General features: G+C 71.8%; 18 protein-coding genes. 6 read left to right on the top strand and 12 right to left on the bottom strand.

Annotated elements, in window-relative coordinates:
- Positions 1-20: 20 nt before the first annotated feature.
- A complete protein-coding gene (locus tag ACQPZW_RS39800) occupies positions 21-1130 on the top strand; it encodes a protein-L-isoaspartate O-methyltransferase family protein (protein WP_433791201.1) in 1110 nt (369 codons plus the stop codon).
- A 326-nt stretch (positions 1131-1456) separates the two neighbouring features.
- Here the strand turns inward: ACQPZW_RS39800 and ACQPZW_RS39795 are convergent, their stop codons facing one another.
- A complete protein-coding gene (locus ACQPZW_RS39795; RefSeq protein WP_433791200.1) occupies positions 1457-2098 on the bottom strand; it encodes a response regulator transcription factor in 642 nt (213 codons plus the stop codon).
- On the bottom strand, positions 2095-3348 hold the full coding sequence (locus tag ACQPZW_RS39790) for a sensor histidine kinase (protein ID WP_433791199.1): 1254 nt from the start codon (positions 3346-3348) through the stop codon (positions 2095-2097). The genes ACQPZW_RS39795 and ACQPZW_RS39790 overlap by 4 nt, the downstream gene beginning before the upstream one ends.
- 85 nt (positions 3349-3433) lie before the next feature.
- Here ACQPZW_RS39790 and ACQPZW_RS39785 point away from each other — a divergent pair, with 85 nt between their 5' ends.
- The gene (locus tag ACQPZW_RS39785; RefSeq protein ID WP_433791198.1) at positions 3434-3997 is read left to right on the top strand and encodes a class I SAM-dependent methyltransferase; all 564 of its coding nucleotides are present in this window, start codon (positions 3434-3436) and stop codon (positions 3995-3997) included.
- A 75-nt stretch (positions 3998-4072) separates the two neighbouring features.
- Here ACQPZW_RS39785 and ACQPZW_RS39780 read toward each other — a convergent pair whose 3' ends face one another.
- Positions 4073-4198, bottom strand: a complete 126-nt coding sequence (locus ACQPZW_RS39780; protein ID WP_433791197.1) for a hypothetical protein — start codon at positions 4196-4198, stop codon at positions 4073-4075.
- A gap of 99 nt (positions 4199-4297) precedes the next feature.
- On the opposite strand from ACQPZW_RS39780, the gene ACQPZW_RS39775 reads away from it, so the two are divergent.
- Positions 4298-5881: a phospholipase D family protein gene (locus ACQPZW_RS39775; protein WP_433797751.1), complete on the top strand. Its 1584-nt coding sequence runs from the start codon at positions 4298-4300 to the stop codon at positions 5879-5881.
- Between the two features lie 4 nt (positions 5882-5885).
- Here the strand turns inward: ACQPZW_RS39775 and ACQPZW_RS39770 are convergent, their stop codons facing one another.
- Genes ACQPZW_RS39770 through ACQPZW_RS39760 form a run of 3 tightly spaced genes read right to left on the bottom strand, consistent with a single transcriptional unit; the run spans position 5886 to position 8493 of the window.
- Positions 5886-7082 (bottom strand): aminopeptidase, encoded by a 1197-nt coding sequence (locus tag ACQPZW_RS39770; RefSeq protein ID WP_433791196.1) that lies wholly within the window; start codon positions 7080-7082, stop codon positions 5886-5888.
- A gap of 14 nt (positions 7083-7096) precedes the next feature.
- Positions 7097-8047 (bottom strand): pirin family protein, encoded by a 951-nt coding sequence (locus ACQPZW_RS39765; RefSeq protein ID WP_433791194.1) that lies wholly within the window; start codon positions 8045-8047, stop codon positions 7097-7099.
- Between the two features lie 5 nt (positions 8048-8052).
- On the bottom strand, positions 8053-8493 hold the full coding sequence (locus ACQPZW_RS39760) for a MarR family winged helix-turn-helix transcriptional regulator (RefSeq protein WP_433791193.1): 441 nt from the start codon (positions 8491-8493) through the stop codon (positions 8053-8055).
- Between the two features lie 62 nt (positions 8494-8555).
- Between ACQPZW_RS39760 and ACQPZW_RS39755 the strand changes: the two genes are divergently transcribed.
- The gene (locus ACQPZW_RS39755) at positions 8556-9020 is read left to right on the top strand and encodes a GNAT family N-acetyltransferase (RefSeq protein ID WP_433791192.1); all 465 of its coding nucleotides are present in this window, start codon (positions 8556-8558) and stop codon (positions 9018-9020) included.
- A 66-nt stretch (positions 9021-9086) separates the two neighbouring features.
- Positions 9087-9593, top strand: coding sequence for a GNAT family N-acetyltransferase (locus ACQPZW_RS39750; protein WP_433791191.1), 507 nt, complete (start codon positions 9087-9089; stop codon positions 9591-9593).
- A 6-nt stretch (positions 9594-9599) separates the two neighbouring features.
- Here the strand turns inward: ACQPZW_RS39750 and ACQPZW_RS39745 are convergent, their stop codons facing one another.
- From ACQPZW_RS39745 to ACQPZW_RS39720, 6 genes are all read right to left on the bottom strand, one after another.
- Positions 9600-10220: a Clp protease N-terminal domain-containing protein gene (locus ACQPZW_RS39745; RefSeq protein WP_433791190.1), complete on the bottom strand. Its 621-nt coding sequence runs from the start codon at positions 10218-10220 to the stop codon at positions 9600-9602.
- Position 10221: 1 nt separating this feature from the next.
- Positions 10222-10458 carry a helix-turn-helix domain-containing protein gene (locus ACQPZW_RS39740; RefSeq protein WP_109589537.1) on the bottom strand — a complete coding sequence of 79 codons (237 nt, stop codon included), beginning with the start codon at positions 10456-10458 and terminating at the stop codon, positions 10222-10224.
- Positions 10459-10585: 127 nt separating this feature from the next.
- The gene (locus tag ACQPZW_RS39735; protein WP_433791189.1) at positions 10586-10789 is read right to left on the bottom strand and encodes a DUF3072 domain-containing protein; all 204 of its coding nucleotides are present in this window, start codon (positions 10787-10789) and stop codon (positions 10586-10588) included.
- A gap of 156 nt (positions 10790-10945) precedes the next feature.
- Positions 10946-11662 carry a VOC family protein gene (locus ACQPZW_RS39730; RefSeq protein WP_433791188.1) on the bottom strand — a complete coding sequence of 239 codons (717 nt, stop codon included), beginning with the start codon at positions 11660-11662 and terminating at the stop codon, positions 10946-10948.
- Between the two features lie 144 nt (positions 11663-11806).
- Positions 11807-13066, bottom strand: coding sequence for a cation:proton antiporter (locus ACQPZW_RS39725; protein ID WP_433791187.1), 1260 nt, complete (start codon positions 13064-13066; stop codon positions 11807-11809).
- Positions 13063-15225 (bottom strand): ATP-binding SpoIIE family protein phosphatase, encoded by a 2163-nt coding sequence (locus ACQPZW_RS39720; RefSeq protein WP_433791186.1) that lies wholly within the window; start codon positions 15223-15225, stop codon positions 13063-13065. The genes ACQPZW_RS39725 and ACQPZW_RS39720 overlap by 4 nt, the downstream gene beginning before the upstream one ends.
- 530 nt (positions 15226-15755) lie before the next feature.
- On the opposite strand from ACQPZW_RS39720, the gene ACQPZW_RS39715 reads away from it, so the two are divergent.
- Positions 15756-19730, top strand: coding sequence for a mechanosensitive ion channel family protein (locus tag ACQPZW_RS39715; protein ID WP_433791185.1), 3975 nt, complete (start codon positions 15756-15758; stop codon positions 19728-19730).
- Positions 19731-19769 lie beyond the last annotated feature (39 nt).

Raw genomic sequence — 19769 nt, 5'->3', positions numbered from 1 at the left:
TTTTCCGTACCGTGTCAGTCATGGAAGACGTCCGGCGGCGTTACCTCGAGCAGATCCGCGGCGGCAACCTCTCGCCCGCGCTGGCCGAGGCGTTCGCGACGGTGCCACGTGAGATCTTCGTGCCCGACGGGTTCCACCGCCGCGACGGCCAGTGGGTAGTGCCCGCCGACCCGGAGTACCTTCCGACCGTCTACAGCGACGACGTGCTGGTCACCAAGTTGGCCGGTGACGTCCCGATCAGCTCGTCGAGCCAGCCGTCGCTGATGGCCGCCATGATCGAGGCGCTCGACGTGGCGCCCGGCATGCGGATTCTCGAGATCGGCGCGGGCACCGGCTACAACGCGGCGCTTCTCGCTTCGCTGGGCGCCGTGGTGACCACCGTGGACGTTCAGGCCGACGTCGCGGCCCGCGCACGGTCCGCGTTGGCCCGGGCGGGCATAGCGGGGGTACGCGTCGAAGCCGCCGACGGATACACCGGAGGCCCGCCCGACCGCTACGACCGCATCATCGTGACCGTCGGTGTCGCCGGGATCTCCCCGCACTGGCTGGACCGGCTGGCGCCCGGCGGCCGGCTGATCGTCCCGGTCGCGCACGGCGGCATCCACCCGGTCCTCGACGTCCGCCCCGGCCCACTGACCGCGACCGTGGTCTGCGCGGCCGGCTTCATGGGCGCCGCCGGTCCACTCGGCGCGCGGCATCCGCACAGCCACCCGCCGGTCGCCGTCGCTCTGGACAACCTGGAGGAGGTGTCGCCGGCCCGCTGGCGGCCGGCCCTGGACGTCGACGCCTATCGCGGTCTCTGGTTCGCGGCCGCGGCCTGGCATCATCGGGTCAGTCACGCCTCGATCCCCGGCCGGGAGCAGAGCTATTTCGCGGTGCTCGACGACAGCGGGGCGGGCGGCGCGGTGGTGCTGGCCGACGGGGCGATCCTCGCCGCGGGGCCGGAGGCGGAGCGGTGCGTGGCCGTGGGCACGGCCCTGTCGGACCGTTGGTGGTCGCTGAACCGGCCACCGATACGTGCGTGGCGGATCGGTTTCGCGCAGGTCGGCGACCCGGCCACGCCGATCTGGTCCCCGAACAGCTGGACACTGGCCACCGCCGCGGAAGACCCCGCACCCCCGGAGGCGTAACCCCGCGGCGCGGACCCGCTGGTGGCGCGGACCCGCTGATGGCGCGGACCCGCCGGTGGCGCGGTGGCGCCGCCCGCGCTGGGAGCCCGGCTGGTGGCGCGGGTGGCGATGCCCCGCGGTGGGAATCCGACTGTGGCGCGGTGGCGTTGCCCGCGGCGCGACCCCGCCGGTGGCGCGGTGGCGTTGCCCGCGGTGGGAGCCCGGCTGGTGGCGCGGGTGGCGATGCCGGCGGTGGGAGCCCGGCTGTGGTGCGGGTGGCGTTGCCCGCGGCGCGACCCCGCCGGTGCGCGGTGGCGTAGCCGCGCGGCGGGACCGTGGTGAGCGGATCATCGGGCTCGGAGGAAGGCCAGGACTGCCAGCACCCGCCGGTTCGTGTCGTCGGTCGGGGGGAGGCCCAGTTTGGCCAGGATGTTGCCGACGTGCTTGCCGACCGCCGGGTCGCTGATGAACAGGGCCGCCGCGATCGACGAGTTGGACCGGCCCTCGGCGATCAACGCCAGCACCTCGCGCTCGCGCCCGGACAGCCCGGCCAGCGGATCCTGCGGACGGCTGATCAGGCGGCGGACCACATCGGGGTCGACGACCGTGCCGCCGGCGACCACGTTGCGCAGCGCGGTCACGAACTCGGTGATGTCGGCGACCCGGTCCTTGAGCAGATAGCCGACGCCGTCGCCGGTGGCGATCAGGTCGGCGGCGTAGTCCTGCTGCACATACTGGCTGAGCACGACGACCGGCAGGCCGGGGCGGGCCTTGCGCAGCCGGACCGCCGCCCGGAGACCCTCGTCCTGGAAGGACGGTGGCATCTTGATGTCGGTCACCACCAGCTCCGGGTCGTGCCGCTCGACGGCGGCCATCAGCTCGGCGGCGTCACCGACGGCGGCGACCACCTCGAACCCGAACCGGACCAGCACCCCGACCAGGCCCTCGCGCAGCAGCACCCCGTCCTCGGCGAGGACGACCCGGGTCACAGCTCGACCCGCAGCAGGGTCGGGCCGCCGGGCGGGCTGGCCAGCAGCAGTTTGCCGCCGGCCGCGGACACCCGGTCGGCCAGCCCGGTCAGCCCGGAGCCGCGGGCCGGGTCGGCGCCGCCCCGGCCGTCGTCGAGGACCTCCAGCACCACTGTCTCACCGGCCCGGGCCAGGCCCAGCCGCACCGATGTGGCGTGCGCGTGCTTGGCCACATTGGTCAGGGCCTCGGCCGCCACGAAGTAGGCGGTGGTCTCGACCCGCTCCGGCAGGCGCCCGGTGATCCCGTCGGCGTCGATCGTCACCGGCACCGGCGAATTCGCCGCCAGCTCCCACAGCGCGGCCGGCAACCCCACGTCGGCGAGCGTCTGCGGGCGGATGCCGTGCACCAGGTCGCGCAGCACCACCATCAGCTCCTTGGCCTGGTCGTGGGCCCGGCCCAGCGGCTCGGCGGCGGGTGAGTCGCCGGGCAGGTCGAGCCGGGCCATGCCGAGCTGGAGGGTGAGGCTGGTGAGCCGGTGCTGGGCACCGTCGTGCAGGTCACGCTCGATCCGGCGGCGCTCGGCGTCGAACGCGTCGACCAGCCGGGCCCGGGACAGCGACACCTCGGTCAGCTGGTGGCGCAGACCGTCGGCGCCGCCGAGCAGCCGCCGGGCCAGTGCCGTGTGCAGCGCCGCCACGGCGCCGGTGAGGTAGAGCATCACCGGGAGCAGGGCCAGCCCGAGCATCTGGAACGGCACCGACGCCGGGCCGCCGTGGATCACCAGGTCGCCGAGCTGCCACTCGGCGATCCATGGACTCAGCAGCAGCACCACCTGCAGGACGACGGCCAGGGCGGCGCCGAGCCACAGCAGGGGAGCGGCCAGAGCCAGCACCACCGCGTAGGCGACGGCCCGCCACGTCGACTCCTCCCGGTAGCGGGCCGTGAACCAGGCGACCGGACCGGAGGTCAGCGGCCGGTGCGGGGCGCGCAGCCCCAGCCGGCGCCGCTCCAGCGCGGCGAGCGGCAGCGCCACCGCCGGCGCGGCGACGGCGAAGAGGGCCGCCGACACGAGCATCAGGACGACCCCGGCCGCCCGTGGCTCGCGGCCCTCGGTGATCTCCTGCCCGACGACGAGCCAGGGCAGCAGCAGGATCCAGAAGCCGAACCCGATCGGCGCCGCGATGACGGCGGTCACCGCCAGGTGCAGCAGCGACCGCCACGGCGCGGCCGTGATCAGATAGCGGCGGTCCTTCAGGTCATCGATCAGCACCGGCTCACCGTAGCCAGCCGCACGGGACCCGGCCCAGCCGTTCAGGGACACCTTCCGGGGTAGTGCTGGGTATACCTTTCTACGGATGAGAGCGGCTTACGACGAGATCGCGGACTGGTATGAGACCGAGTTCCTGCCGGGCAGCCTGCCCGGTGACCCGCTCGGCGTGCGGCGGGCGGTCACCGAGCAGCTCGGCCCCGGCCCCGGCCGCTGTCTGGAGGTCGGCTGCGGCACCGGCGTCCACGCCGCCCAGTTGCGGGAGCTCGGCTGGAGCCCGGTCGGTGTCGACCTGTCCGCCGGCATGCTGCGGCACGCCTCCGGCCGTCTGCCGATCGCCCGCGCCGACGCGACCCGGCTGCCGCTGCGGACCGGCTCGGTGGACGCGGCGATCACGGTGATGGCGCACACCGACATGCCCGGTTACCCCGCCGTGTTGCGGGAGGTGAGCCGGGTCCTGCGCCCGGGCGGGCGGTTCGTTCACATCGGTGTGCACCCGGCGTTCTGTGGTGGGTTCGCCGACCGCAGCGATCCGGCCGCGGTCGTCGTCCGTACCGGATATCTCGATGGCTATTGGACGAAGGCGTCCTGGACCGACCGGGGGTCCGGGACAAGGTCGGCGCCAGCCATTGGCCGCTGGCCGGGCTGCTGACCGCGTTCCTGGAGGCGGGCCTGCGGTTCGAGGGGTTCGTCGAGGGCGGCGAGCCGATCCCGACGATGTTCGCGGTCACAGCATCGACAGCATCGCGGTAGTGCCGAGGATCACCAGGAGCAGGACGGCGATGAGCAGACCTTTCTCAGCGGTGTCGGTGGCGTCGGCGACGGGCGTGGTGGTCAGTGGCTCGCTGCTCATGTGTCCTGTCCTCCGCGGGGGTCGGGGGTTGGCGCTCCGGATGCGGGCGGCGTGCGGGAGGCTTACCGTGAGGGCGTCGTCGACCTCGAAGGGGCTGTAGTGCCGCCGCAGGAATGGCTTCTCTCCGCTGCCGAACGCGGCAACCCGGACACCTCCATACCCATATGGAACACCGGAAACACGGTCGAGCCGCTTATTCACGGGCAGAGTTACTTCGATCGGCTGGTGACCGAGGTCAGCCAGCTGAAACAGGGTGACCACCTGTTCTTCACCGACTGGCGCGGCGACCCCGACGAGCGCACCAGCGACGACGGCCCGACCGTGGCGGAGCTGTTCTCGGCGGCCGCCGCGCGCGGAGTGGTCGTCAAGGGGTTGCTGTGGCGTTCCCACCTCGACAAGCTGGCATACAGCGAGGAGGAGAACCGGAACCTCAGCGACGACATCGAGGCGGCCGGTGGGGAGGTGCTGCTCGACCAGCGGGTCCGGCGTGGCGGGTCACACCACCAGAAGCTCGTGGTCCTGCGCCATCCGGGCCGTCCCGAGCTGGACATCGCCTTCGCCGGGGGCATCGACCTGTGCCACAGCCGCCGGGACGACGCCGAGCACCACGGCGATCCGCAGGCCGTCCAGATGGCGTCGGCGTACGGTCCGAACCCGCCCTGGCACGACATCCAGCTCGCCCTGCGCGGCCCGGTGGTCGGCACTCTCGACCAGTCGTTCCGCGAGCGGTGGTGTGACCGGGTCCCGCTCGACCAGAACGGCCCGATCGCGACGATCACCGACACCCTGCGCCACGAGGACATGAGTCCCGACCCGTTGCCCGAGCAGCCGCCCGACCCGCCGGAGTGCGGCCCGCACACCGTCCAGGTGCTGCGGACCTACCCGGCGATGCGCCCGCCGTACGGTTTCGCGAAGCTCGGCGAGCGCAGTGTGGCCCGCGGCTACACCAAGGCGATCAAACGGGCCCGCCGCCTGATCTACCTGGAAGATCAGTACCTCTGGTCGAAGGAGGTGGCCCAGCTCTTCGCCGAGGAGATGCGCGACGAGCCGGAGCTGCACCTGATCGCCGTGGTGCCGCGCCACCCGGACGTGGACGGCGGTTTCGCCCTGCCACCCAACCAGGTGGGCCGCGAGCAGGCCATCGATTTGTGCAGACGGGCCGCCGGCGACCGGGTGCACGTCTTCGACCTGGAGAACGACGCCGGAACCCCGATCTACGTGCACGCGAAGATGTGCGTGATCGACGACGTCTGGTGCAGTGTCGGCAGTGACAACTTCAACCGTCGTTCGTGGACGCACGACAGCGAGCTCTCCTGCGCGGTTCTCGACGACACCCGCGACGAGCGGGAACCCCGCGACCCGGCCGGGCTCGGTGACGGCGCCCGGCGGTTCCCCCGGGAGCTGCGGCTGGCCCTGATGCGGGAGCACCTGGGCCGGGCCGAGGGCGACGACGCCGACCTGCTCGACCCGGCCGGCGCCGTGGCGGCGATGACCGAGGCCGCGGACCGCTTGCGGGACTGGCGCGACGGCGGCCGGGTCGGCCCCCGCCCGCCGGGCCGGTTGATCCCGCACGAGACGGAGCGCCTGCCGTGGCATCAGCGGTTGTGGGCGCTCCCCGCGTACCGCCTGGTCTATGACCCGGACGGCCGTCCGTGGCGGGACCGCCGCCACGGACGCTGGTGACGGGTCAGAGCACCCACTCGTCGTTGCGGATGATCTCCACGGTGCCCTTGGGCCCGGTGCCGGTGACGGTGATGCCGTCGCCGCCGATGACCACGTCGGTGTGCACCGCCGAGGTGTTCAGCCCCAGCTCCTCGCGCTGGGCGACGGTCATCGCGGTGCCGCCCGGGACGGCGAACGGGAAGCTCGACCCCCAGGCCACGTGACAGCCGGCGTTCTCGTCGAAGAGCGTGTTGTGGAAGACGATCCCGGTACGGGCGATCCGGCTGTCCGAGTCCACCAGGGACACCTCGCCCAGTGACCGGGCGCCCGGATCGGTCTCCAGCTGGGCCCGCACGACGTCGGCGCCGGAGTCCGCGGAGACGTCGACGATCCGCCCGCCGGAGAGCTCCAGGCGCAGGCCGAGGACCAGACTGCCGTTGAGCACGAGCGGTTTCGTCACCCGGATCACCCCGTCCGCGGCATGCCGGTCGGGGCTGGTGAAGACCTCCTCGGTCGGGATGTTCGGCATGTACGGCACTCCGGCGGCGTCGACCAGCCCGCCGCCCGTCCACCGGCACCCCGGGATCAGGCCGACGGTCAGGTCGGTGCCGGCCCCGGCATAGCGCACCGAGGTCAGCTCCAGAGCGTCGAGCCGCGCTCCACGATCGGCCAGCGTCGCGGCCCGCTCCCGCCAGGCCAGAGCCGGGTCCGGGGCGTCCAGGCGCATCGCCGTCGACACCGCCTCCCACAGCCGCTCGGTGTCCGGCTCGCCGAACACCTGGTTCGCCCAGCCCGGGTTGGGCGCGCCGACGATGGTCCAGCGGAGCCTGCCCATCACGTGCTCGCGCATGGCCCGCACCTCTTCGGCCGGGAAGGCGGCGGCGCGCACCGGGTCGGCGCCGTCGAGCAGGTGCGGGTCGGCGTCGCCGTGCAGGGCGATCGACGCGACACCCTGCTCGGCCCACTCGCGGATGCGCTGCAGCGCCCAGCCACGGCTGGCGGAGAGGGACTCCAGGCTGGCGTGATCGACGGCGGCCCGGCGCATCGGGCCGTCCGACCAGATCGGCTCGACCCAGGCCGCCCCGGCCGCATACGCGGCGGCCACGACGGCCCGGGCGATCTCCAGGTGCGCGGTGTCCGTACGAAGAATGACTCCCTGCCCGGGCTGGACGTTGACGCCGGCCCGGACCACGACGTCGGCGAATCGCTCGATGCGGTCCATACCGCTCAGCGTAGTCAGTCGGTGTGCGGTACGCGCGCCGCCGGGATGACGCCGAGCCGTCCCTTCTGGAAGTCCTCGAACGCCTGCTTGAGCTCGGCCTGTGTGTTCATCACGAACGGCCCGTAGTGGGCGATCGGCTCCCGGATCGGCTGCCCGCCCATCACGAACAGGTCGAGCTCGGTCTTCGCCTCGACCCGGATCGCCTCGCCCGGCCCGTGGGTGGCGAGCTGCCCGAGACGGACCGGCCGCATGTCGGTGCCGACCCAGCCCTCGCCGGAGAGCGTGTAGACCAGCGCGTTGTAGTCGGTCTGCCACGGCAGGTCGAGCCCCGCACCCGGCTGCAGGGTGATGTGGGCCAGGTTGATCGGTGTGAACGTCGACCCCGGGCCACGGTGCCCGGCGATCTCACCGGCGATCACCCGGATCAGCCCACCGCCGTCGGGTGTGGTGAGCAGGCCCGCCTTCGTACCCCTGATGTCCTGGTATTTCGGGTCGATCATCTTGGCCGCCCGCGGCAGGTTGACCCACAACTGCAGCCCGTGGAAGAGCCCGCCGCTGACCACCAGCTGCTCCGGCGGCGCCTCGATGTGCAGGATCCCGGAGCCGGCCGTCATCCACTGGGTGTCGCTGTTGGAGATCGAGCCGCCGCCACCGAGGGAGTCCTGGTGGTCCATGATGCCGTCGATCATGTAGGTGACCGTCTCGAACCCACGGTGCGGGTGCCAGGGGGTGCCCTTCGGCTCGCCGGGCGCGTAGTCGACCTCACCCATCTGGTCCAGGTGGATGAAGGGGTCGAGCTCGGACATCGGGACCCCGGCGAAGGCCCGGCGGACCGGGAAGCCCTCGCCCTCGTAGCCCTGAGGGGCGGTCGTCAGCCGCTTGACCGCACGGAACTCGGTCGAGACCGGGTCGAGTCGCGGCAGGCGGGGCAGGACGAGGACGTCGTCGACGGTGATGGCGGGCATGGGTCTCACACCTTCCTGATCTTGGCGAAGACGCGGCCGATCACGGCCAGCTCCTCGTCGTCGAGATGATCGATGAAGCTCTCGCGCACGGTCGTCAGATGTGCCGGCGCGGCGTCGCGCAGCACGGTCAGCCCCTCCTCGGTGAGGACGGCCTCCTGACCGCGCCCGTCGTCGGGGCAGCTCTCCTTGCGCACCAGGCCGCGCTTGACCATGGAGTTGATCTGGTAGGTGATCCGGCTCGGCGACAGCACGAGTCGGCTGGCCAGCTCGCCCATCCGGATCCGCCGCCCGGGCGATTCGGCGAGGACGACCAGCACGTGGTAATCGTTCATGCTCAACCCGGTGGCGGCGCGCAACTCGTCCTCCAGGCGCGTGTGCAGTGCCCACGAGCTCTCGAGGAAGGTGCGCCAGTGCGCCAGTTGCGTCCCGGTCAGCGGTTCGGCCATGACCCGAACCGTACTCCTTCAAATCTGAAACTTCAAATCTGAAATAAGGTTAGGCTTCTCCCGTGAAGATTCGCCAAGCCACCCCCGAGGACGTCGACGAGCTCGTCCGCCTCCGCGCGATCATGCTGCGGGCGTTCCCGCGCGACGACTGGAACGACGACTGGCGTGCCCCGGCCCGGGCCTCCCTGCTGCGCCGCCTCAGCGCGGCCGAGCCCGTGCTGGCCGCCTTCGTCGTGGAGAATCCCGACGGTCCGGGCCTCGCCGCGTGCGCGGTCGGCGTCATCGACGAGCACCTCGGCAACCCGCACAGCGCCGACGGCCGCGTCGGCTACGTCTTCAACGTGATCACCGACCACGGCATGCGCCGCCGCGGATACTCCCGCGCCTGCATGGAGGCGCTCCTGCAATGGTTCCGCGACCAGGGCGTGCGCACCGCGGACCTGAAGGCCTCGCCGGACGGCGAGCCGCTCTACACATCCCTGGGGTTCGCCCGCACGTCCGACCCCGCGATGCGCATGCGCCTCTGAGACCCCGCTTCGGTACGGCCACCCGCGCCCGATCCACGAGGACTCCGCCCCGGCTACCGTGACCCGGTGAGCGAACTGACGACCGCCCGTCTCCTGCTGCGCCCCTTCGAGCCCGGCGACGTCACGGCCGTGCACGCCTACGCGAGCGACCCCGAGGTGGTCCGCTACATGGACTGGGGCCCGAACACGCTCGCCGAGACCGAGGCCTTCGTGGCCGACGCCGCCGACCCGGCCGAGGGCGTCCACCTGTTCGCCGTGGAGCACGAGGGTCATGTGGTCGGCGCCGTGGAGCTCCGCGTCACCAACCACATCCACGCCCGCGGCGAGTTCGGTTACGCCCTGGCCCGCTCCGCCTGGGGCCGGGGCCTCGCCACCGAGGCGGCGGCCGCGGTGCTGGCCTTCGCCTTCGACCGTGCCGGCCTGCACCGGGTCGCCGCCACGTGCGACCCGGCCAACACCGGCTCCCGCCGGGTCCTGGAGAAGACGGGCCTGACGTACGAGGGTCGCCTCAAGGACTACCTGCACATCCGCGGGCAGTGGCGGGACCGTCTCCTCTACGCCGCGACCCGCTGACCGACGCTACGCGGCCGGGGTGTTCAGCGACTGGGCGAGCCGCTCGCGGGCGGCGTCGAAGTCGACCCCGCGCTCGGCCAGGATCAGCATGGCCAGACCCTGACCCTCGCGCAGGATGCCCAGCGCGATGTGCTCCGGCGCGATGAAGTTGTGCTTGAGCCGGATCGCCTCGCGCAGCGACAGCTCCAGGACCTTCTTGTTGCGCGCCGAGAACGGCCGGTGCCCGGTCGCCGCGGTCGGCGTGAACCGCCCGAGGATGCCCTTTCGCTTCGGCGCTGGCCGGGGCAGGTGCAGTGCCCCGGCCCCGAAGTTCTCCTCGATCGCGGCCCGCACCGCATCCAGGTCGATGCCGATCGACTTGAGCGCCGCCGCGTCCTCGGCGTCCCTGTCGGCGAAGACGGCGGTCTCACTGCGGTCGCCGACGTGCCGGATGATCGCCTCCCGGACATACGCCTCGTCGACCTCGCCCGCGACGCCCCGCAGCGCCTCCCGGACCGCGCCGTTCTCCCCGGAGACCAGCGACAGCAGCGTGTGCTCGGTGCCGATCGTCTCGTGCCCGAGCAGCCGGGCCTTCGCCTGCGCCCCGATCACGACCTCGCGGGCCGCCTTGGTGAATCGCTCGAACATCTCAGTCCTCCCGTGGATCCGGCATCGGCAGCAGCCGGGCGTGCTTCTTGTGGACGCCCTGGCGGGTCACCTCCAGCGCGTCGGCGATCTCCTGCCAGGACCAGCCCCTGGCCCGGGCATTCGCCACCTGCAGGCGCTCCAGGCCCTCGAGGAGCCGGCGCAGCGCCACCACCGCCCGCAGCCCCACCCGTGGGTCGGTGCTGCCGGCGGCGGCGGCGAGATCGGTAGCTTCGGTCATGACGTCAACTTACGTTGACAACCCGGTGGTGTCAACTGAAGTTGACGACACGGGCGAAGAAAAGGCCCTGTGCGGCTCTCCCCGTCGAGACGACGGTGGAGCCGCACAGGGCCCGGCCGGTACGCGATCAGGCGCCGCGGCCGGTCTTCTCCTGCAGTTCGTCGATCTTGCGGGACGCATCCGCCTTGGTCAGCCCCTCGGGAACGTCCTCGTGCGCCTCGGTGGCGAGAGTGTGCAGGTAGGACTCCTGCGCCCCGGTGGCCGGCTGGTCACCCGTGGTCCAGTCCTGCGGATCCTTGATGGCATTGCCGGCGTCCGTCTGGTCGGTCATCACGCCGTCCTCTCGTCGCGAGTGTCGAACGCCTGTGCCATTACCCGTCCGGGCTCGTTTCACACGCCTCGCACGGGGGAGCCGCGGGGGGAACACGGAGAGGCCGACCCCTCGGGGTCGGCCTCTTCCGAGAAACACGCAACTGATCTGTATCGGTCAGTCCCAGGCGGGCAGCGTGCCGAGTGAGACGGTCAGCTCGACCGGGTGGTGCACCGGCGCGGCAACCGTGAACCGGGTGCCGAACGGGTCACGCAGCTCGGCGAGGGCGGTCAGCCCGGCCTCCACCGGCTCCATGATGATCGCGCCGCCGAGTCGCTCGCAGTGGTCGGCCGTGATCCGGATGTCCTCGACCTGGAAGGCCGCACGCCACCAGGCGCCGCGGTAACCGGGGGCGAGGCCGGCGACGGCGTCGTGAGCCTGGTTCAGCCACTCGCCGGAGCCGAACTGCTGGTTGAGCAGCCAGCCGAACGCCGAGCCGTAGAAACGGGCCGCGCCGTCCGGGTCATCAGTAATCAATTCCGGCCACGACATCGTGCCCGGCTCGCCGCCGGCCTGCGCGCCGGCGAAGTCGTACGCCTGCCACAGGCCGATGATGGCGCCGTTCGGGTCGGCGACGATCGCGCGCCGGCCGCCGTGCGCCTCGGTCGGGTGGACCAGGCAGTGGCCGCCGGAAAGGGCGACCTGTTCGAGCGTCTCCTCGAGGTCGGGTGTGCTCAGGTGGGTGAGCCAGCCGTCGGGCCTGTCGTACTGACTGCGGGTGAGGCCGGCGACAGCACGCCCCCCGAGCTTGAACCGATCACCCGCCGACTCCCAGCCGAACAACTCTCCGTAGAACTGTGCCGCGCGTGCGGGGTCCGCACTCGCCAGTTCCACCCAGCAAGGTGTCAAGGGTGCATAGCCTCTGATCCGCATGAGCCGCTCCATGGTGGACATCCCCAGTTACCTTCGTACTCTACGGCACTGATAACGCTTCGTCACCACCAGCCGGTTCATTGTCTGGTTTAGAGCAGTTTTAAACTACTCTTGGTAAGCGGGTGTGTGATCCAGGTGACGCATCACCGGCGTCGCGGCTACGCCGTGCAGCACTACGGACACGACGACGACGAATGCGGCCGTCGCCCAGATGAGCGGTTCGTTCGGAAAATCGGCATGTGTCACTGCATACGCTAGGTAATAGAAGGTGCCGACGCCACGGATACCGAACGTGGCGATCACCCAGTGTTCCGATGGGCGACCGGGGGCTCCCCGAAGGGCGGCGAAAGCAGCCAGCGGGCGCACCACGAAGATCAGCGCGAGGCCGGCGAGGGCCGCCTGCCAGGTGAGCGGCGCCAGCAGGCCACCGACCACGGCGCCACCGAGCAGGAGCAGCAGGAGTACGGTCAACAGCCGCTCGATCTGCTCGGCGAAATCGTGCAGCACCTGGTGGTACTCGTGCGAGCGCTCGGCCGCCCGGATCGCCCGCGCCGCCACGAACACGGCCAGGAAACCGTAGCCGCCGGCGACCTCGACCAGCCCGTACGCCAGAAAGGTCGCCGCCAGGGCCTGAAAGCCCTCGGAATGCCGGGCCAGCCGCAGTGAGTCCCGTTTGACCCGGAAGAACAGTTTGCCGAGGAACCTCCCGATCGCGATGCCGCCGACCAGGCCGACCACACCCTTGTAGAGGATGTCGACCAGCACCCACTCGCCGAGCCAGCCGGCCGGATCGAGGCCGTGCAACGCGATCGCGATCGCCGCGTAGACGAACGGGAACGCCAGCCCGTCGTTCAGTCCCGCCTCGGAGGTCAGCGCGAACCGCACCTCGTCCTCCGAGTCCTCCTCGTCGGTCGGCTCGCCCACCTGCACATCCGCGGCCAGCACCGGATCGGTCGGTGCCATCGCCGCGCCCAGCAGCAGCGCCGACGCCGGCACCAGCCCGGCCCACCACCAGCCCAGCAGCGCCGTCGCCGCGATCGTCACCGGCATCGCGATGATCAGCAGACGGAACGTCGACGCCCACCGCCGGCGCCCGAACGGCCGGTCGATCTTCAGCCCCGCGCCCATCAGCGCCACGATCACGCACACCTCGGTGAGGTGCTCGGTCAGCTTCGGATGCGCCAGCGGATCGGCCTCCGGCAAGCCCAGCGGCAACCCGAACAACAGCAGGCCCAACCCGAGGAAGGCCATCGGCATGGACAGCGGCCGCCGCTCCAGCACCCGCGGAAGAATCCCGGCGAGCAGAGCGCCCGTCCCGAACAGCGCGAACAGTAAATCGGGCACCTGTATGCCCGGGGAGATCATGCCCGCGCTTTACCCGCCAAGAGCATCTCGAACCACACCGTCGACCCCCGCACCGTCGGATCGGTGCCCCACGAGTCGCTGAGCTCCTCGATCAGCCCCAGGCCTCGACCCCGGCTGGCCAGCGTGTCGGCGTGCGCCCGGATCACACTGCCCCGGGTGCCGGTGTCGGCCACCGACACCAACAGACGCTCCGCGTTGAGGTCGATGTGCACCTGCGCCGGGGTGCCCGCGTGCAGCAGCGCATTGGTCGTCAGCTCACTCGTGCACAGGATCGCCGCACCGATCACCGTCTCCGGCACGCTCCACTCACGCAGCCGCGTCGTCATCCACTGCCGCACCCGGCTCGGACTCGTCGGCTCGGCCGCCACCTGCAACGTCGCCGACCGGCTCATCGCCAGCGCGTGCTCCACCGCCAGCACCGCCACGTCGTCGTCGGTCGTGCCCTCCACGGCGGCGGTCGCCAGCGAGCACAGGTTGCGCGGGTCGCCGCTCGGCGACGCGGCGGCCGCCTTGACCAGCGCGTCCAGCCCGTCGTTGAGCGGCCGGTCGCGGCGCTCCACCACGCCGTCGCTGAACATCAGGATCGTGTCGCCCGGCTCCAGCCGCACCGCACCGGTCTGCCAGCGGCCGCCCAGGCCCAGCGGCGCGCCCGGCGGCACCTTCACCAACTCGGCGGTGGCCTGCTCACCGACCGCCCGGCCGGCCCGGCGCAGCACCGGTGGCGGATGGCCCGCGCTGGCCAGCGTGATCGAACCGTCCGACGGGTCGAGCACCCCGTAGACGACCGTCACGAAGATCTCCTCGTTGCGCGACTCCGCGCCCAGCGAGCCGACCAGCCTGTCCAGCCCGGCGAGCACGCTCGGCGGCGCCGGATCGGTGAGCGCCAGCGCCCGCAGCGCGGCCCGCACCTGGCCCATCACCGCGGCGGCCCGCACATCGTGACCGGCCACGTCACCGAGCACCATCGCCAGCCGCCCGTCGAGCAGATGGAACGCGTCATAGAAGTCGCCGCCCGCGGCGTTGCCGTCGACGCCCACGTCATACCGCGCGGCGATCCGGAACCTCTCCAACTCGGGCAGATGCTCGGGAAGCATGCTGCGCTGGAGCAACTGCGCCGTGCCGTGCTGGGCCTCGAACCGCCGCGCCCGCTCCGCCGCCTGCGCCACCAGCTCCGCCGCGGCCGTCAGCAGCGCCCGCTCGGCAGGCAGCCAGACGTGCGCGCGCCGGAACCCGACGGTCAGCGCACCCCGCAGCGACGGCGCCCGCAGCGGCAGCGCGGCCAGCGCTCGCACCCTCCGCTCATGCCGGTCGGACGCGACCGCCGCGAGTGGCTCGCCGTCGGAGACGAACGTGGCACGTCCCGTCTCCGCCGCCGCCACCGCCGGCGCCTCCGGATCGGCGCTGATGCGCCGCCACACCGGTGGCAGCCGCTCGTCCGCCTCGTCGAGCATCTCGCCCCGGATGCGGCGGACATAGCGGTAGGTCAGCCCGTCGTCGACGGCCAGGACGCAATGATCAAGATCAAAAGATGCCATGGCGTACGCGAGGACGACGCGCGTGACATCATCGATGGTGAGCGCGCCGGCGAGCCGCGCGGTCAGCTCGCCGAGACTCTGCAGCCGGTGGATCACGTGCGTGGTCTCCGCCGCCACCGTCAGCACCCCGGCCACCGCGCCCCGCGACGTGCGGACCACCGAGTGACCCCGGGTGTAGAACGCCGGCTCCGTGCGGCCCGGCGCGAACTGCACCTGACTCTCCGGCTCGAGAATCGACCGGCCGCTCCGGTGCACCTGCTGGATCACGTCACCCAGGCCCGGCTGATCCCACGCGGCGCCGAAAGCCGACGCGGCCGGACGGCCCAGCGCCGCCGGATGCAGCCCGTCGAGCACCTCGGCGTAGGCGTCGTTGTAGATGACCACGAAATCGTCACCGACGGTGAGCAGCATCGGGACCGGTGAGGAGAGCGCCAACTCGACCGCCGCGCGGACCGCCGGATCCCACCGCGTGATCGGCCCGAGCGAGGTGGCCGACCAGTCGAAGGCGTGCACCAGCGCCGAACAGCCCAGGCCGGCGTGCTGCACACCGGCGGTCTGCACGGGGAGCGTGGTGACCGGGGACGGATGAAGACCGCCCGCCCCGAGACCTCCCGACCCGACCATGCGGAAAGCCTATCCCGTGTGGTCCGTTTGTACGATGCCCCACCGGCCGTCCGTCCGGTTAATGACCGTTACCCGGTGTTGCTCCGGTGTGGATGCCTTCGACGATCCGCGCTTGCGGTCACCGTGAGTGAGTGGCCCGTATGCGATGAGGCCCCGCCGGTACGGGCGCACCCGATGCCGGATCCGGCACTTCTGCCGCCCGTCCATCCGGCACTTCTGCCGCCCCGTCCATCCGGCGGTGATCGAGGCCCAGTGCCGCCTTCGCGTGCGCGAACCGCCCCCGGCCCTTGCCGAGAGCGCCGAGCCGACCCGAACCACCGATCGGGTGCCACCCCGGGCAAGCCGTGCCGAAACGGGCCCAGACTTCAAGGGTGTCCCACCGCCCTGGTGGTCCGAGGTCTGGGCCACTGCCCGAATCGGCCGGGTGGTATGCCGCTTTGCGCAGGGGCGCGCCCGAATGTCAGGGGGGCGTGGTACTCCTTCGGTGAGGCGGTGTCCGGCGTCCCGCCTCGCCGAGTCAGGGAGGACGGATGACCGGAGACGGGCTGACCCGCAGCCTGAACGACATGTGGCGATCCGTGGTGCTCTACCTGCCGACGGTCCTGGTGTCCGTGGTGATCCTGATCGTCGGCTACCTGCTGGCCCGTCTGGCCCGCACCCTCACCGCCAAGGCCCTGCGGCGCGCCGGCTTCGACCGGCTCGTCCAGAGCGGCCCGGCCGGGCGTCTCCTGAGACCCGGCGCGCCGGGCGTCACCGACGTCTGCGCCCGGCTCGTGTTCGTGGTGGTGCTGCTGTTCACGCTGCAGGCCGCGTTCGGCATCTGGGGGCCCAACCCGGCGAGCGACCTGATCACCGCCCTCATCTCGTGGCTGCCGCAGGTGCTCGTCGCCATCGTCATCGTGGTCGTCACCGCGGCCATCGCCCGCGCCGCCCACGACCTCCTCCTGGCCGTCCTGGGCGGGTTGGCGTATGGGGCCGTCCTCGCCAAGGCGGCCGCAGCCGTCATCGTCACCCTCGGAGCGATCGCCGGCCTCGACCAGATCGGCATCGCCACCTCGGTGACCCGCCCCCTCCTGATCACCATCCTCGCCACGGTCGCCGGCGTGATCATCGTCGGTGTCGGCGGCGGCCTGATCCGCCCCATGCAACAACGCTGGGAGAGCTGGCTCGACCGCGCGGCCACCGAGTCGGCGGTCATCCGTTCGCAGGCCCGCGCCTACGCCGAACAGCGCTCCCGCCGAGCCACCGACCACCCCCACGACCCATCGGCGGACGCCCCCACAGGCCCCGCCTCCGCGGGCTCGGGCTCGGGCTCTGCCAGCTCGTCCCCGACGAGCGCGCCCTCTGCGGGCTCCGCGCCTTCCGCGCCTTCCGCGGGCTCCGCGCCTTCCGCGCCTTCCGCGCCTTCCGCGGGCTCCGCGCCTTCCGCGCCTTCCGCGCCTTCCGCGCCTTCCGCGGGCTCCGCGCCTTCCGCGCCTTCCGCGCCTTCCGCGGGCCCCACCTCTGCGGGCCCCACCTCTGCGGGCCCCACCTCCTCTGGTCTCGGCTCCGCGGGCCACGGGCTTTTTAGCCCCGACCGTTCCGTATCGGGCCCGGGCGATCCCGTACTCGCAGTGCCGGGTGCTCCTGGCCCAGCCGGCTCGGCTTCCAGCCCGGCCGACTCCGGCCGTGGTCATGTTCCCGGTGTTGTCGGTGCTGCTTCGAGTCCAGTCGGATCCGTAGCCGCCGACCCGGAGACTCACGACTTCTCGGCGGCCGAACCCACGGGGCTTGCCCCCTCCGGCCGCGCTTCCCAAGAACCTGCCGGCTCTGCTTCCGGCCCAGCCGGCGACGGTCGCGCGGACCACGTCCCCCCTGGTGTCGTCTCTGCCGTTGCCGCTACTCCCCGCCCGGCTTCCGCCGATTTCGAGCCCGGGCCCACTGCTGTCAGTCGGCCACCCACCCCGGCGAAATCAGCGGCGGTCCCCGCCGACTCCGGCGATCCGGACTCGGTTTCAGGCGTAGCCGGGGACGCTCAGGGGGCCGCGAAGGCTGACGACAGACCGGAGCCCACCGGAAATGGAGTGACCGACTCGACGCCCGCCGCGGGGGAACGGATCGCCGACGATCGGCGCCGTGCGGGCGAGGCGCGCCGTGCGGGTGAGGCCGACCTGGCTGCCGAGATGCAACGTGCTTCGGTAGACCATCAGGCCGAAACGGCCGGCGTGGTCGAAGCCGCCGCGGACGACGTCCCGGCGAACGAGACGCGACCTGTTGCGGACGACGGTCATTCTTCCTCTCCGGCTGCTCCTGCTCCCTCTCCGAGGAGCAGCGGGTCACGTCCCAACCTCGAAAGTCTGCCCACCGAGGTGTTCACCAGCGGTTCCACATCCGGCGGTGGGCGTGGGCCCGCTGAACCGCAGGGGTCGTCCGCATCAGGATCTTCCGGTTCGGCCGATCTAGCAGAGCCAGCGGGGTCCGTTGGTTCGGAACCCGGCGGTTCGGCGGGGCCGGCCATGTCGGCCGGTTCGGGATCGGGTGGTTCGGGATCCGGCGGTTCGGCGGGCCTGGCCAGGTCGGCCGGTTCGGGGTCGGCCGGTTCGGGGTCGGCCGGTTCGGGGTCGGCTGGTTCGGGATCCGGTGGTTCGGCAGGGCCGGCCGGATCGGCTGGTTCGGCACTTGGCGGTTCGGCAGGGCCGGCGGGAGCTGCTGTTCCCGGAGTGGATGGTCTGGAACGGCCCGCCGGAGTGGCTGACCTGGGCAGACCGACGGGATTGGCCGGTGCGGAGGCGGCCGGCTCGGGGCGGTCGGCCGAGTCGATCAGTTCGGCGGGAGCGGGCGGGCAGGAGAGTTCGGGTGGTTCTGCCGGTAGCTCGGGCGGTCCGGCCGGTCCAGCACCCGGTCCGGATGCTGACGCGGCGCCCCACTCGGCATATCCGGAGGAGGCCGACGACTGGGCGTGGGAGACCCGATGGGCCGAGGAGGAACGCCGGGCACGGGAGTACGACAGCGACGAGACGCAGGTCATCGTTCCGCCGAGGGACGATCGGCCCCACATGATCCCGGGCTTCGACCGCTACGACGAACCACCGACCGACCCGGGTCACGGCGACGAGGACGACACGGTCTTCGTGCGAATCGGATCAGCCGAGACCGCGTTGCTCACTCCCGGCGTGCGCCCTCAGCGGACTTCTTCCGGCACAACCCAGGACTCATCACCGAGCGGCGACTCGACGTCGTCTCCGGCACCCACGGCGGCCGTCGATTCCGCAGGCGATGATGAGCCGACCGCGTCCCTCTCGCATGCCGGCCGACCGACCGGTGACGAGCCGACGGTTTTCCTCTCGCCCACCGAACTGCCGAGCGGAGACGAGACGACGACCGTGGTCTCGCCCGCCGGACTGCCGGCCGATGATGAGCCGACCGCGACTTCGCCTGCCGAACCTCTGGCCGACGACGAGACGACGAGCGTGATCTCGCTGGCCGCTCTGCCGGGCGGTGGTGAGTCGACGGTTTTCCTTTCGCCTACCGGTCTGCCGGAGGGTGATGGGTCGACGGTGTTCCTATCACCTGCCGGTCAGCCGGAGGGTGCTGAGTCGACGGTGTTCCTTTCGCCCGCCGGTCTGCCGGAGGGTGACGAGCCGACGGTTTTCCTTTCGCCTTCCGGTCTGCCCGGTGGTGATGAGTCGACGGCCTTCCTCTTGCCTGCCGGTCTGTCGGGCGGTGATGGACCGACGGTATCTCCGGTATCCGGGGCGACCGTGGATCCCGTCGGCGACGACGAGCCGACGACGTTCGTTTCGGTCGGGGGCGAGCCGACGGCCTCGGTGCCAGGGTTGGAGGAACCGACCACCACGATCATCACGCGCGGGGCGGACGTCGGCGAGGACCCGACCGTCATCTCCGCACCCGGACCGGACTCGGCTGTGGTGATCGACGAGGAAAGCACTCGGATCGTGCCGGTCGACGTTCGGACCGAGGCGGTGGTTCCGCTGCCCGACGTTCCGGCCGTGGCAGAGGATCGCACGGTTCCGAATGTGGACGGGTCGAAAGGCGCGGGGGCGGGACAGGACGACACCACTGTGCCCAACCTGCAACAGCCAGGCGCGTTGGGGGCAGGGGTGGACGACCCCACGCTTACGGACGCTGATCAGGTGGGTTCCTCGGTGGCCGGGGTGGGCGAGGCGGGCGTGCCCGGTGCTGATCGTGTGGATGCTTCGGCGGCCGAGGTGAGCGAGCCGGGTGTTGATCAGGTGGATGCCTCGGCGGCCGTGGTGGGCGAGCCGGGCGTGCCGAGTGCTGATCGGGTGGGCGGTGCGGCGGTTCGGGTGGGGGAATCCGACGGGCCGGATGCTGACCGGGTGGGTGCTTCGGCTGCGGGCGGGGATGAACCGGCCGCTGACCGGGATGCGTCGCCGGAGGCTTTGCGGGGTGGCGCCGACGGGAATGTCTCGCCGGGTCCGGGACGAGCGGGACCGGAGGACGACGAACCCACGGTCGAAGGTTCGCGGCCGAGGGGTGGATGACGGAGGGCCGGCACCGGGGTTCCGGTGCCGGCCCGCGTG

Source organism: Actinoplanes sp. CA-252034 (assembly GCF_050956125.1).
In the GTDB taxonomy this organism is placed as follows: domain Bacteria; phylum Actinomycetota; class Actinomycetes; order Mycobacteriales; family Micromonosporaceae; genus Actinoplanes.
This window is presented reverse-complemented; position numbering and strand designations above follow the sequence as displayed.

Bases quoted from the DNA above. Each gene is read 5' to 3' on its own strand.
- ACQPZW_RS39765 (WP_433791194.1), bottom strand. From the start codon at position 8,047: ATGCCCGCCATCACCGTCGACGACGTCCTCGTCCTGCCCCGCCTGCCG.
- ACQPZW_RS39740 (WP_109589537.1), bottom strand. From the start codon at position 10,458: ATGACCGAAGCTACCGATCTCGCCGCCGCCGCCGGCAGCACCGACCCA.
- ACQPZW_RS39735 (WP_433791189.1), bottom strand. From the start codon at position 10,789: ATGACCGACCAGACGGACGCCGGCAATGCCATCAAGGATCCGCAGGAC.
- ACQPZW_RS39760 (WP_433791193.1), bottom strand. From the start codon at position 8,493: ATGGCCGAACCGCTGACCGGGACGCAACTGGCGCACTGGCGCACCTTC.
- ACQPZW_RS39800 (WP_433791201.1), top strand. From the start codon at position 21: ATGGAAGACGTCCGGCGGCGTTACCTCGAGCAGATCCGCGGCGGCAAC.
- ACQPZW_RS39715 (WP_433791185.1), top strand. From the start codon at position 15,756: ATGACCGGAGACGGGCTGACCCGCAGCCTGAACGACATGTGGCGATCC.
- ACQPZW_RS39745 (WP_433791190.1), bottom strand. From the start codon at position 10,220: ATGTTCGAGCGATTCACCAAGGCGGCCCGCGAGGTCGTGATCGGGGCG.
- ACQPZW_RS39780 (WP_433791197.1), bottom strand. From the start codon at position 4,198: ATGAGCAGCGAGCCACTGACCACCACGCCCGTCGCCGACGCCACCGAC.
- ACQPZW_RS39770 (WP_433791196.1), bottom strand. From the start codon at position 7,082: ATGGACCGCATCGAGCGATTCGCCGACGTCGTGGTCCGGGCCGGCGTC.
- ACQPZW_RS39725 (WP_433791187.1), bottom strand. From the start codon at position 13,066: ATGATCTCCCCGGGCATACAGGTGCCCGATTTACTGTTCGCGCTGTTC.
- ACQPZW_RS39785 (WP_433791198.1), top strand. From the start codon at position 3,434: ATGAGAGCGGCTTACGACGAGATCGCGGACTGGTATGAGACCGAGTTC.
- ACQPZW_RS39720 (WP_433791186.1), bottom strand. From the start codon at position 15,225: ATGGTCGGGTCGGGAGGTCTCGGGGCGGGCGGTCTTCATCCGTCCCCG.